Consider the following 11,278-nt stretch of genomic DNA (forward strand, 5'->3'; position numbering starts at 1 on the left):
GTCGACGATCTTCTGGCGGCCAACATGATCGCCGGGCAGCGGGAGTTTCCCTGACGGCGGACGTGTGCGGGGCCTTTTCGGCGCGCGCGGCCAAGGCTATGGAAAGACATGGCCGTCACGCTCTCCTCCCTCGCCGATCTCGGCGCCTTGCCCTTCGATTCGATCATCGATGTGCGCTCGCCCGCCGAATACGTCGAGGACCACGTGCCCGGCGCGATCTCGCTGCCCGTTCTCGACAACGAGGAACGCGCGCAGGTCGGCACGATCTACAAGCAGGAGAGCCCCTTCACCGCGCGCAAGCTGGGCGCGGCGCTGGTGGCGCGGAACGCGGCGCGACACCTGCAGGGGCCGCTGGCGGACAAGGACGGCGGCTGGCGCCCGCTGGTCTATTGCTGGCGCGGCGGGCAGCGGTCGGGCTCGTTCTCGGTGATCCTTGCCCAGGTCGGCTGGCGTTCGGACGTGGTGCAGGGGGGCTACAAGGCCTATCGCAAGCTGGTGGTGCAGGCGATGCACGAGGCGCCGCTGCCGCACCGTCTGGTGTTGATCGACGGGCTCACGGGGACCGGCAAGACCGACCTGCTGGCGCTGCTGGCCGAGACGGGCGCGCAGGTCGTCGACCTCGAGGGGATCGGGCGCCATCGCGGTTCGCTCTTTGGCGGGATGCCGGGCGGGCAGCCGGCGCAGAAGATGTTCGAAAGCCGTCTGGCCATGGCATTCGGCGCGCTCGACCCCGCACGGCCGGTGTTCGTCGAGGCGGAAAGCGCCAAGGTCGGCGACCTGCTGGTCCCGCCCTCGGTGTGGAAGGCGATGCAGGCCGCCCCGCGGATCGAGCTTGCGGCCCCGGTCGCCGCCCGCGCGGCCTATACCGTCACGGCCTATGACGACATCGTCGCCGACCGCGCGGCGCTGGGCGCGGTGCTGGACCAGCTGCGCCCCTACCAGCCACGCGAACTGATCGCCCGCTGGCATGGCCTCGCGCAAGCGGGCGAGATGCAGGCGCTCGCCGCCGAGCTGATGGCGCAGCACTACGACCCCCGCTACATCCGCGCGCAGGGCAAGGTCGGCGCCCGGATCGGGGTGGTCGAGATGGCCGATGTCTCCCCGGCCAGCCTGCGCGGCGCGGTGCCGCGGGTGCTCGAGCTGGGGACAGGGGTTTCGGATCGCTGACGCGATCCGACCCGCCGGGGGCTGCGCCCCCGGACCCCCGCCTTTCGTGGGGGCCAGCCCCCACACCCCCGGAGTTTATTGGCAAGATGAAGATGGATCGGGCGTCCATTCTTTCACTGTTCCCGAAATACTCCCACCGGAGGCTTCCCCTGGCCAGCGCCGGGGTGTGGGGCCAGCCCCTCGTGCCGGAGGCGCGGCACACGCAAATCGAGGGGCTCTGCCTCTCGCGTTCCCCGGGATATCTGTGGAAAGGTGAATGAAGGGGTTGGGCCAGGGTGTGACGATGGACTGGACGGCGCAGGTGGACGGCTATTGCGAGCGGCTGGGGCCTGGGCTTTGGGCCGAGCCGCTGAACGCTGTGAGCAATCTCGCGTTCATCGCCGTCGCGCTGTGGCTCTGGCCGCGGGTGGGCGGTGCGGCGCGGGGGCTCTGCGCGGTGCTGATGGCCATCGGGATCGGGTCGGGGCTGTTTCACACGCTCGCCATGCGCTGGGCCGGTGTGGCGGATACGCTGCCGATCCTTGTCTTCGTGCTGGCCTATATCTGGCTGGCCAACCGCGACTGGCTGGGCTGGCCGCGTTGGGCGGCGGCGCTGGGGACGGCCGGGTTCTTTCCCTATGCCGCTGCGACCTTGCCGCTGTTCGCGCGCATCCCGGGGATCGGTGGCAGCGCGGGCTATGCGCCGATTCCGCTGCTGCTGCTGATCTACGCCGCCATCCTGCGGCGACGGCCGCAAGTTGCGCGCGGGCTGGTCATCGGCGCGGCGATCCTCGCCCTGTCGATCACTGCCCGCGCGCTTGACATGCCGCTGTGCGGGCGCTGGCCCCACGGCACCCATGTCGCCTGGCATCTGCTCAACGCGACCATGCTGGGCTGGATGATCGTGGTTTATCACCGCAGCCGCCTTGAAGGCGCGGGCCGCCGGCGCTAAACGATCCCCCGGACCCGTCCAAACGAAAGGCGACCCCATGTCCATCGACATCGAAACGGCGGCCCGCGTCGCCAAGCTGGCGCGGATCAAGGTGGAGGACGACGCTCTGCCCGCCCTGGCGCAGGAATTCTCGCGCATCCTCGATTTCATCGAGGAGCTGAACGAGGTGGACGTGGAGGGCGTGGAGCCCATGGTCTCGGTCGAGCCGATGCGGCTTAAGCGCCGGGTCGACGGGGTGACCGACGGGGGAATGCAGGACAAGATCCTGTCAAACGCGCCCGATGCGCGCGAGGGGTTCTTTGCCGTGCCGAAGGTGGTGGAATGAGCGATCTGAACAAGTTGATGCTGGCCGGTGCGCGGGATGCGCTGCGGAAGGGCGATGTCACCAGCGTCGAGCTGACCGAAGCCTGCCTTGCGCAGATCGAGGCTGCCGATGAGCTGAACGCCTTTGTCCACAAGACGCCAGAGATCGCGCTGGAGCAGGCGAAAGCCGCCGACGTGCGCATCAAGGCCGGCGATGCGCCCAAGATGTGCGGCCTGCCGATCGGCATCAAGGATCTCTTCTGCACGCGGGGCGTGGCCAGCCAGGCCGCCAGCCGCATCCTCGAAGGCTTCAAGCCGGAATACGAATCCACCGTCTCGGGCAAGCTCCTGGACGCGGGCGCGGTCATGCTGGGCAAGCTCAACATGGACGAATTCGCCATGGGCTCGTCGAACGAGACGAGCGTCTATGGCAATGCCGTGAACCCCTGGAAGGTCGACGACCGGCAGCTGACGCCGGGTGGCTCTTCGGGCGGATCGGCCTCGGCCGTGGCGGCCGACCTATGCCTCGCCGCGACCGGCACCGACACCGGCGGGTCGATCCGCCAGCCTGCCGCCTTTACCGGCATTACGGGCATCAAGCCAACCTACGGCCGCTGCTCGCGCTGGGGGATCGTGGCCTTTGCCTCGTCGCTCGACCAGGCCGGGCCGATGACCAAGGACGTGCGCGACGCGGCCATCATGCTCGAGGCCATGTGCGGCCACGACCCGAAGGATTCGACCTCGGCCGACCTCGCCGTGCCGGATTTCGAGGCGATGCTGACCGGCGACATCAAGGGCAAGACCATCGGCATCCCGCGCGAATACCGCATGGACGGCATGCCCGAAGAGATCGAACGGCTCTGGCAGAAGGGCGCCGACATGCTGCGCGACGCCGGGGCCAGGATCGTCGACATCTCGCTGCCGCATACGAAATATGCGCTGCCCGCCTATTACGTGATCGCACCGGCCGAGGCGTCCTCGAACCTCGCGCGCTATGACGGGGTGCGCTATGGCCGCCGGGCGAAGCTCGCGCAGGGCGACGGCATCACCGAGATGTACGAAAAGACCCGCGCCGAAGGCTTCGGCCACGAGGTGCAGCGCCGCGTCATGGTCGGCACCTACGTGCTTTCGGCCGGGTTCTATGACGCCTATTACAACCGTGCACGCAAGGTGCGGACGCTGATCAAGCGCGACTTCGAAGAGGCATTCGCCGCCGGGGTCGACGCGATCCTGACGCCCGCGACGCCGTCCGCGGCCTTCGGGCTTGGCGAGATGGTCGATGCTGACCCGGTGCAGATGTATCTCAACGACGTCTTCACCGTGACGGTGAACCTTGCGGGCCTTCCGGGCGTTGCCGTTCCGGCGGGTCTGGACAGCAAGGGCTTGCCGCTGGGCCTGCAACTGATCGGCCGTCCGTGGGAAGAAGGCGACCTGCTGAACACCGCCTACGCGATCGAGCAGGCGGCGGGCTTTGTGGCAAAGCCGTCCAAGTGGTGGTAAACCGGGCGTAGGGGTTCGGAAACAAGGGGAAGACGCATGCGTGTGATCGTGATCGGTATGGCGGCCTTGGCCCTTGCAGCCTGTGAACCGCAGGTGCCCGACAGCGGGGCGGGGGTTGGTTTCGGCGATTACCGCGACTACCAGCGGGCGCAGATCGAGCGCGACCGCGCGCTGACCGGCGGAACCAGCGTGTCGACCGCCACGACGATCCAGCCGCCCTCGGGCGTGCAGACCGCGTCGCTGGATGGTGACGACCCGGCCGAGATCGCGGCCCGCGCCCAGGCGGCCATCGCCAATTCCGGCGAACAGCCGGTGGACGCGAGCCCGGGCAACGCCCCGCCGCCGGTGCTGAACAACCCCGGCATTTCCGATGAACAGGACTTCGGCGCGGTGGCCGAACGCGAATCCATCGCCTCGGACCGCGAGCGGATCGAGCGCAACCGCGAGCTTTACACCGTGGTCGAGCCGACCGCGCTGCCCTCGCGCACCTCGACCGGGCCGAACATCGTGGATTACGCGCTCAGCACGACCAATGCGCGCGGCAGCAAGGTCTACAGCCGGTCGAGCATTGGCGCCCAGTCGCGGTTCGAGCGGAACTGCAGCAAGTATGCCTCGCCCGACCAGGCGCAATCGGCCTTCCTGTCGAACGGCGGCCCCGAAAAGGACCGCCTTGGCCTCGATCCTGATGGCGACGGCTTTGCCTGCAGCTGGGACCCGGCCCCGTTCCGCGCGGTGCGGTCGAACTGATTGAAACCTGGCTGGCATCCCTCGCCCAGCTTCGGCGAGCGGCGGGGCGGCGCGCAGCCCGACATGGTCGTGCTGCACTACACCGCGATGAAGACCGCCGAGGCGGCGCTGGAGCGGCTCTGTGATCCGGCGTCCGAGGTTTCGGCGCATTACCTCATCTGCGAAAAGGGCCGGGTATGGCAGATGGTCGACGAGGCCGCGCGCGCCTGGCACGCCGGCGCCGGCGCCTGGGGCGCGGTGACCGACGTCAACTCCCGCTCCATCGGGATCGAGCTGGCGAACCGGGGGGCGGAGCCGTTTCCCGAGCCGCAGATAGCGGCGCTGGAGGTGCTGCTGGCCGGGGTGCTGGAGCGTTGGGGCATCTCGCCATCGCGGGTCATCGGCCATTCCGACATGGCGATCGGGCGCAAGACCGATCCCGGCCCGCGCTTTGACTGGCGACGCCTCGCGCGGCGCGGTCTCGCGATCTGGCCCGAGCCCGCCGCGCCGGGCGACTTCGAGGCAGACGCGCGGAGGGTCGGCTATCGCTGGACCGAGGGGCAGACGGACGACTTACTGGCAGCGGTTCGCATGCGGTTCCGGCCCTGGGGCGCTGGGCCATTGAACGACGCCGATCGGGCGATCCTGGCCGGCGCGGCACGGGATTTCCCCTGCATCGCCAGCTGACATGGTGGATCGGGGGCGCTGCCCTCGCGCCGCAGGCGCGGCGATTGGGCAGCAAGCCCCCGGAGTTTACTGGCAAGATGAAGGGGATCGGACTGCTTCTGCTTTCACTTTTCTCCAAGTACTCCCGCCGGAGGCATGCGCGCCGTGGCGCGCATTGAGGGCGTCGGAGCGAGGGGCCAGCCCCTCGCGCACCCCGGCATATTTCTGGAAAGATGAAAGGGATCAGGCCCGGCGGAAGAGGCGTTGGAAGGCGCCCCATTGCGACAGGGCGAGTCCGACCAGGATGAGGCCGAGCGCTGCGATCAGCGACCAGCGGAAGTCCTCGCCAAGGAACAGGATGCCGAGCGCGACGGACCAGAGCGGCACCTGGTAATTCGTCAGGCTCATGAAGACCGGCCCGGCGCTGCGGATCACGAGGATGCGCAGCAGGTTCGCGCCGGCGGTCGGGACGAGGCCGATTAGGGCGAGCACGGCGAACCCCTTTGCCCCGGGGGAGGCCGGCAGGCCATGGGTCGCCAGCGCCAGCGGGGCGACGAAAAGCGTGCCGAAGGCGAGCGTGGCGAAGCTGAGCCCAAAGGGGTCGAGCGGCGGCAGGCGGCGCATGATGATCGACGAGACCGCGTAGCAGCCCGCCGCGCCGATGCAGGCGAGCCGGCCCCAGAGCTCCATCGCGTCCCCGCTGGGACGCAGGGCGCCCGGGCCGATCAGCACCAGCACCCCGGCGAAGCCGACGCAGAAGCCGGCGGTCTTGCGCCAGGACAGGCGCTCTCCGGGGATGACGAAATGGGCGATGGGCAGAACGATCAGCGCGACCGTCGCCATGCTGACGCCGGTAAAGCCCGAGGTCACGAATTGCTGCCCCCAGGCGAGCAGCATGAAGGGCATGGCGGCCGAGAGCAGCGAGGTGACGAACAGCAGGCCCCAGGCCGAGTCACTACTGGTGAACATGCGCCCGCCCCGCGCCCGCCAGACCGCCCATGTCAGCACGGCGGCAAAGCCGATCCGCGCCGTCGCGACCCAGAAGGGCGGCGTGCTGCGCAGCGCGATTTCCTGGAACATGAAGGTGCCGCCCCAGACGAGACCCAGCAGCCCCACCATGGCCCAGCTTTTCCACGTGATCTCGGGGTCTTGCATGGGTGCTCTCCTTGGCGGGCAGTTGGGCCGCTGTCGCACCTTTGGACAATCGGTCACACGGCGCAAGGGGCTGTGAATGCAACGAAAAGGCCCCGCCGCATCGCGCGACGGGGCCAGAGCGGGGTAGGGTGGGGTTTCACCCCATCACGCCCTCAGTTCTTGGACTTGTCGACCATCTTGCCGGCCGAGATCCAGGGCATCATGCCGCGCAGCTTTTCGCCGGTGGCTTCGATCTGGTGCTCATCGTTGATCCGGCGGGTCGCCTTGAACGACGGCTGGCCCACGGCGTTCTCGAGCATGAAGTCGCGCACGAACTTGCCGGTCTGGATGTCGGTCAGCACGTCCTTCATCGCCTTCTTGGTCTGCTCGTAGGGCAGGATCCGGGGGCCCGACACGTATTCGCCGTACTCGGCCGTGTTCGAGATCGAGTAGTTCATGTTGGCGATGCCGCCTTCGTAGATCAGGTCCACGATAAGCTTCACCTCGTGCAGGCACTCGAAATAGGCCATCTCGGGCGCGTAGCCGGCCTCGACCAGGGTCTCGAAGCCCATGCGGATCAGCTCGACCAGGCCACCGCACAGCACGGCCTGCTCACCGAAGAGGTCGGTTTCGCATTCCTCGCGGAAGTTGGTCTCGATGATGCCCGAGCGGCCGCCGCCGATGGCCGAGCAGTACGACAGGCCGATTTCCAGCGCCTTGCCGGTGGCGTCCTGGTGGACGGCCACGAGGCAGGGCACGCCGCCGCCCTTGGTGTATTCGCCGCGCACGGTGTGGCCGGGGCCCTTGGGCGCCATCATGATGACGTCGACGCCCTCGGGCGCCTCGATCAGGCCGAAGTGCACGTTCAGGCCGTGGGCGAACGCGATGGCCGCGCCGGGCTTGAGGTTGTCACGCACGTATTTCTTGTAGGTCTCGGCCTGCAGTTCGTCGGGCATGGTGAACATGATGACGTCGCACCAGGCGGCCGCTTCGGCGATGCCCATGACCTTGAGGCCTTCGCCCTCGGCCTTCTTGGCCGACGGGGAGCCTTCGCGCAGGGCGACGGCGATGTTCTTGGCGCCGCTGTCGCGCAGGTTCAGCGCATGGGCATGGCCCTGGGAGCCGTAGCCGAGGATGGCAACCTTCTTGTCCTTGATCAGGTTGATGTCGCAGTCGCGATCGTAATAGACACGCATGTCCGTCCCTCCATTGGATTGTGGGCGCATCATAGGCGCCTGCTGCGAATATGCGTTTCGCAATTGCATGTCTTTTGCTAATTGTCGCATGATCTATTCGATATTGTGGCGATAGTGGGAAAATTCATGCTCGACGATCTCGACCGGCGTTTGATCCGCCACCTCCAGGCCGACCCCGAGCAGCCCGTGGCAGAGCTGGCCGCGCGGGCCGCGACCACGCCCGCCGTCGCCTCGCGCCGGCTGTCCCGCCTTCGCGACACCGGCGTCATCCGGGGGCAGGAGGCGATCATCGACTGGCGCGCCCTCGGGTGGGAGGTCGAGGTGTCGCTGCGCGTCACGCTCGACAAGACGCAACCCCGCGCCTTCGATGAATTCATCGTGGCGGCGCGCGACGTGCCAGAGGTGATCGAGATCCAGACCTTCCTTGGCCGGGTTGACACGCGGCTGCAGGTGATCGCGCGCGACATGAGCCATTACCAGCAGGTCTACCGCAGCCGCATCCTGACCCTGCCGCATATCGCGGATATCGAGGCGCTGATGCACGTGGCCCGGATCAAGTCGGACGAGGCGCTGCCGGTATGACCGAGCTTGACGATCTGGACCGCGCCCTGCTGCGTGCGCTGGTGCAGGACGCGACCCTGTCGACCGCCGCGCTGGCGCGCCTGCTGGGCTGCTCCCAGCCCGTTGCCTGGCGGCGGCTGAAGCGGCTGACGGATTCGGGCGTGATCGCCGGGCGTCGGCTGGTGCTTGACCGCGAAAAGCTGGGCTTTGGCGTCGCGGTCTTCCTCGGCGTCAAACTGGCCACCAAGGGCCGCGTCAGCCTCGAGGATTTCGAGCGCGCGGTCAGCGCCATCCCCGAGGTGCAGACGGTCGAACACGTCCTGGGCCTTTACGATTACCGCCTGCGCATCGTCGCCCGAGACCTGCCGGATTTCGAACGGGTCCTGCGCCGCCGGATCATGACGCTGCCCGGCGTCGGCGATGTCGAGGCGAACGTTCTTCTGTCCGAAGAACGCCGCCCTGGACCGCTTTAGCCCACCAGCGCCTTGGCCTCGTAGCCTTTCAGGGCACGGCGGGCGAGGGCCCCCTCGTAGGGCATCTCGGCCAACTCGGGAAACAGCTCGATGATCTCGGCCCGCGATTCATCGGGCACCGACTCCAGCGCCTGCGGCCCGGGATAGAGGCTTTCCGACGGGGCGCCCTCGGAAAAGACGATCTCGTGCCCGTCGAAGAGGAAGTTGTAATACTCGATCTCGTCGCGCGGTTCCCGCCGGATGGTGCGGTCGTTGACCAGGTACTTGGCCGAGACGAGGATCTCGTCCGCCCCGAACATCAGCGCCGCCGTCGGGCCGCGCAGCAGCATCCGGTGGTTCGGCGACACGACAAGGTCGCGCACGTTCCCCAGCGCGCCCGCGCGGATGCGCACCGGCGCATGCTTGCCCCGTGCACCTATCTTCCGCGCCCCGATCCAGCGGATCGGCTGCGCGCCATGGTCCAGCGTGTTGACCAGGTCGCCCTCGCGCAGCGTCTCGATATAGCGCGGCCCGTCCGGGCAGTCGATCAGCGTGCCACGGGCAAAGCAGATCACCGTCAGGATGTTGAGATCGCTCGAAAACAGCCCGTCCGCCGCTTCGAGCCCCGAGATCACCCCGTCGCCGTCAAAGTCGATATCCTCGTTGGTCGAGATCTCGAGCGGCCCGTTCTGGTTCGCCAGCGTGTCGAGGATATCGACCCCCGCCACCGCCACCAGCTCCTCCAGCACCGGCGCACCCGGGTCCGAAGATGTCAGCCCCGAGGCGTCGAAATCGAGGTAGCGGTCGCCCATGTGGTTGCGCCCGACGTCCAGGTCGGCGCTGCCGGTGTAGGTGAATTTCGGCACGTCGTTGAAGTAATCCGTCGCGTGCTCGTAGACGGTGATGCCGGTGATCACGGCATCCGCGCTCAGCGTGCCATCGGGGTTCGCGCCCGTCACCGTCAGCATGATGATGTCGTCATCATCCCACACCTCGGTGCCGTCGTGGATCATCAGCTCGCCCCCGTGGGAGGCGTTCGAGTTCACGTTCAGCGGGACGCCAATCACGCTGAACCCGTTCAAAAGAAGGGTTGTCGTTGCCATATACTGCCTGCCTCGCCGCGGTCTTTTGCTGCCGCGTGCCCGGCAAATCTGACGAATTTTTCCAAAAATGAAACAATCCACGGCGCCAGGCCAAATGGTTAACGCAGGTCGTTGCAAAAAGGACATGGGGGCAGGCCATTGGCCGCAGGGCAGGGGGCTTGCCGCCCCGGCGCCGCCCATGCAATCTGCCGCGCACGCAAGCAGCAAGGAGACCGCCATGACCTACGACCCTGTTGACCCCGATGGGCTGATGGAATTCTCGGTGGTCTTCACCGACCGCTCGCTCAACCACATGTCGGCGGCCTTCCAGCAAGTCATGCGCGACATCTCGTCCATGCTGCGCGAGGTCTACGCGGCCGATGCCGTGGCGCTGGTGCCCGGCGGCGGCACCTACGGGATGGAGGCAGTGGCCCGCCAGTTCGGCCAGGGCGCCAAGGTGCTGGTCGTGCGCAACGGCTGGTTCTCCTACCGCTGGAGCCAGATCTTCGAGGCGGGCAGCTTCAACGACGACACCATTGTCCTGCAGGCCCGCCGCACCGGCAACGCGCCGACCGCCCCCTTCGCCCCCGCCCCGATTGACGAGGTCACGGCCCGCATCCGGTCTGAAAAACCCTCACTTGTCTTCGCCCCGCATGTGGAGACCTCGGCCGGCACGATCCTGCCCGACGACTACGTGACGGCCCTGGCCGAGGCGGCGCACGAGGTCGGCGCGCTCATGGTGCTCGACTGCATCGCCTCGGGCGCGATCTGGGTCGACATGAAGGCGACCGGCGTCGACGTGCTGATCTCGGCCCCGCAAAAGGGCTGGTCAGCTTCGCCCTCGGCCGGCCTCGTCATGCTGTCGGACCGCGCTCTGGCCCGCATGGAAGAGACTGCGTCGAACTCCTTCGCGCTCGATCTCAAGAAATGGCGCGCGATCATGCAGGCCTACGAGGACGGCGGCCACGCCTACCACGCGACCATGCCGACCGACGCCCTGCGCGGCTTCCGCGACGCGATGGTGGAAACGAAGCAGATCGGCTTCGATACCCTGCGCGACGCGCAATGGGCGCTTGGCGACGGGGTGCGCAAGATCCTGGCAGAGCGCGGCATCCAGTCTGTCGCCGCCCCCGGCTTCGGCGCCCCGGGCGTGGTGGTCAGCTACACCGACCGCCCCGAGATCAAGTCAGGCGCCGCCTTTGCCGCAGAGGGCATGCAGATCGCCGCCGGCGTGCCGCTGGCCTGCGACGAGGGCGCGGAGTTCTCGACCTTCCGCCTTGGCCTCTTCGGCCTCGACAAGCTGAAAGACGTGGACGGCACCCTCGCGCGCCTCACATCGGTCCTCGACAAGGTCCTCTGACACAAGGCAGACGTGCCACCCCCATCCCTTCATCGTTTTGAAAATACCTCGGGGGGAGTCGCCAAAGGCGACGGGGGGCAGCGCCCCCCACCCGGGGGGGGGGGGGGGGGGGGGGCCCCCCCCCTCTACCGCCCGCCGCAGGCGCGTCACTCGGGATAGGTCGCCCTGCAAGCCGAAACCGCAGCCGAATAGCCCTGCGC

Annotated in this window: 12 protein-coding genes; 9 read left to right on the top strand and 3 right to left on the bottom strand. The window is 67.8% G+C overall.

Going from position 1 to position 11,278, the window contains the following annotated elements:
- Positions 1 to 108: 108 nt before the first annotated feature.
- The 6 genes from mnmH (at position 109) to MF270_RS22530 (ending at position 5,314) form a co-directional block, all read left to right on the top strand.
- Positions 109 to 1,167, top strand: coding sequence for a tRNA 2-selenouridine(34) synthase MnmH (mnmH, locus tag MF270_RS22505; protein ID WP_238368035.1), 1,059 nt, complete (start codon positions 109 to 111; stop codon positions 1,165 to 1,167).
- A 283-nt stretch (positions 1,168 to 1,450) separates the two neighbouring features.
- Positions 1,451 to 2,098, top strand: coding sequence for a hypothetical protein (locus MF270_RS22510; protein WP_238368049.1), 648 nt, complete (start codon positions 1,451 to 1,453; stop codon positions 2,096 to 2,098).
- A gap of 37 nt (positions 2,099 to 2,135) precedes the next feature.
- The gene (gene gatC, locus MF270_RS22515) at positions 2,136 to 2,423 is read left to right on the top strand and encodes an Asp-tRNA(Asn)/Glu-tRNA(Gln) amidotransferase subunit GatC (RefSeq protein WP_238368036.1); all 288 of its coding nucleotides are present in this window, start codon (positions 2,136 to 2,138) and stop codon (positions 2,421 to 2,423) included.
- Positions 2,420 to 3,901 carry an Asp-tRNA(Asn)/Glu-tRNA(Gln) amidotransferase subunit GatA gene (gene gatA, locus MF270_RS22520; RefSeq protein WP_238368037.1) on the top strand — a complete coding sequence of 494 codons (1,482 nt, stop codon included), beginning with the start codon at positions 2,420 to 2,422 and terminating at the stop codon, positions 3,899 to 3,901. The genes gatC and gatA overlap by 4 nt, the downstream gene beginning before the upstream one ends.
- A gap of 36 nt (positions 3,902 to 3,937) precedes the next feature.
- A complete protein-coding gene (locus MF270_RS22525; RefSeq protein ID WP_238368038.1) occupies positions 3,938 to 4,648 on the top strand; it encodes a hypothetical protein in 711 nt (236 codons plus the stop codon).
- Positions 4,649 to 4,711: 63 nt separating this feature from the next.
- Positions 4,712 to 5,314: an N-acetylmuramoyl-L-alanine amidase gene (locus tag MF270_RS22530; protein ID WP_238368050.1), complete on the top strand. Its 603-nt coding sequence runs from the start codon at positions 4,712 to 4,714 to the stop codon at positions 5,312 to 5,314.
- A gap of 222 nt (positions 5,315 to 5,536) precedes the next feature.
- Here the strand turns inward: MF270_RS22530 and MF270_RS22535 are convergent, their stop codons facing one another.
- The gene (locus tag MF270_RS22535) at positions 5,537 to 6,448 is read right to left on the bottom strand and encodes a DMT family transporter (RefSeq protein ID WP_238368039.1); all 912 of its coding nucleotides are present in this window, start codon (positions 6,446 to 6,448) and stop codon (positions 5,537 to 5,539) included.
- A gap of 152 nt (positions 6,449 to 6,600) precedes the next feature.
- Complete coding sequence (gene ilvC / locus MF270_RS22540) at positions 6,601 to 7,623, bottom strand: ketol-acid reductoisomerase (RefSeq protein ID WP_238368040.1); 1,023 nt, start codon at positions 7,621 to 7,623, stop codon at positions 6,601 to 6,603.
- Between the two features lie 126 nt (positions 7,624 to 7,749).
- On the opposite strand from ilvC, the gene MF270_RS22545 reads away from it, so the two are divergent.
- Together MF270_RS22545 and MF270_RS22550 are read left to right on the top strand one after the other, a co-directional pair.
- On the top strand, positions 7,750 to 8,205 hold the full coding sequence (locus tag MF270_RS22545; RefSeq protein ID WP_238368041.1) for an Lrp/AsnC family transcriptional regulator: 456 nt from the start codon (positions 7,750 to 7,752) through the stop codon (positions 8,203 to 8,205).
- Entirely contained in the window at positions 8,202 to 8,657 is a 456-nt protein-coding gene (locus MF270_RS22550) for an Lrp/AsnC family transcriptional regulator (protein WP_238368042.1), read from the top strand. The genes MF270_RS22545 and MF270_RS22550 overlap by 4 nt, the downstream gene beginning before the upstream one ends.
- On the opposite strand, the gene MF270_RS22555 is transcribed toward MF270_RS22550, so the two are convergent.
- A complete protein-coding gene (locus MF270_RS22555; RefSeq protein ID WP_238368043.1) occupies positions 8,654 to 9,739 on the bottom strand; it encodes a Hint domain-containing protein in 1,086 nt (361 codons plus the stop codon). The genes MF270_RS22550 and MF270_RS22555 overlap by 4 nt on opposite strands.
- Before the next feature lie 217 nt (positions 9,740 to 9,956).
- Between MF270_RS22555 and MF270_RS22560 the strand changes: the two genes are divergently transcribed.
- A complete protein-coding gene (locus MF270_RS22560) occupies positions 9,957 to 11,078 on the top strand; it encodes an aminotransferase class V-fold PLP-dependent enzyme (protein ID WP_238368044.1) in 1,122 nt (373 codons plus the stop codon).
- Positions 11,079 to 11,278 lie beyond the last annotated feature (200 nt).

Origin of the sequence: Mesobacterium pallidum, from assembly GCF_019966535.1 — a bacterium.
Taxonomy (GTDB): Bacteria; Pseudomonadota; Alphaproteobacteria; order Rhodobacterales; family Rhodobacteraceae; genus Mesobacterium; species Mesobacterium pallidum.

Excerpts from the sequence above, each read along its gene's own strand:
- MF270_RS22530 (WP_238368050.1), top strand. The coding sequence starts at position 4,712 with ATGGTCGTGCTGCACTACACCGCGATGAAGACCGCCGAGGCGGCGCTG.
- MF270_RS22560 (WP_238368044.1), top strand. The coding sequence starts at position 9,957 with ATGACCTACGACCCTGTTGACCCCGATGGGCTGATGGAATTCTCGGTG.
- MF270_RS22535 (WP_238368039.1), bottom strand. The coding sequence starts at position 6,448 with ATGCAAGACCCCGAGATCACGTGGAAAAGCTGGGCCATGGTGGGGCTG.
- MF270_RS22545 (WP_238368041.1), top strand. The coding sequence starts at position 7,750 with ATGCTCGACGATCTCGACCGGCGTTTGATCCGCCACCTCCAGGCCGAC.
- MF270_RS22550 (WP_238368042.1), top strand. The coding sequence starts at position 8,202 with ATGACCGAGCTTGACGATCTGGACCGCGCCCTGCTGCGTGCGCTGGTG.
- gatC (WP_238368036.1), top strand. The coding sequence starts at position 2,136 with ATGTCCATCGACATCGAAACGGCGGCCCGCGTCGCCAAGCTGGCGCGG.
- mnmH (WP_238368035.1), top strand. The coding sequence starts at position 109 with ATGGCCGTCACGCTCTCCTCCCTCGCCGATCTCGGCGCCTTGCCCTTC.
- gatA (WP_238368037.1), top strand. The coding sequence starts at position 2,420 with ATGAGCGATCTGAACAAGTTGATGCTGGCCGGTGCGCGGGATGCGCTG.
- ilvC (WP_238368040.1), bottom strand. The coding sequence starts at position 7,623 with ATGCGTGTCTATTACGATCGCGACTGCGACATCAACCTGATCAAGGAC.
- MF270_RS22510 (WP_238368049.1), top strand. The coding sequence starts at position 1,451 with ATGGACTGGACGGCGCAGGTGGACGGCTATTGCGAGCGGCTGGGGCCT.
- MF270_RS22525 (WP_238368038.1), top strand. The coding sequence starts at position 3,938 with ATGCGTGTGATCGTGATCGGTATGGCGGCCTTGGCCCTTGCAGCCTGT.
- MF270_RS22555 (WP_238368043.1), bottom strand. The coding sequence starts at position 9,739 with ATGGCAACGACAACCCTTCTTTTGAACGGGTTCAGCGTGATTGGCGTC.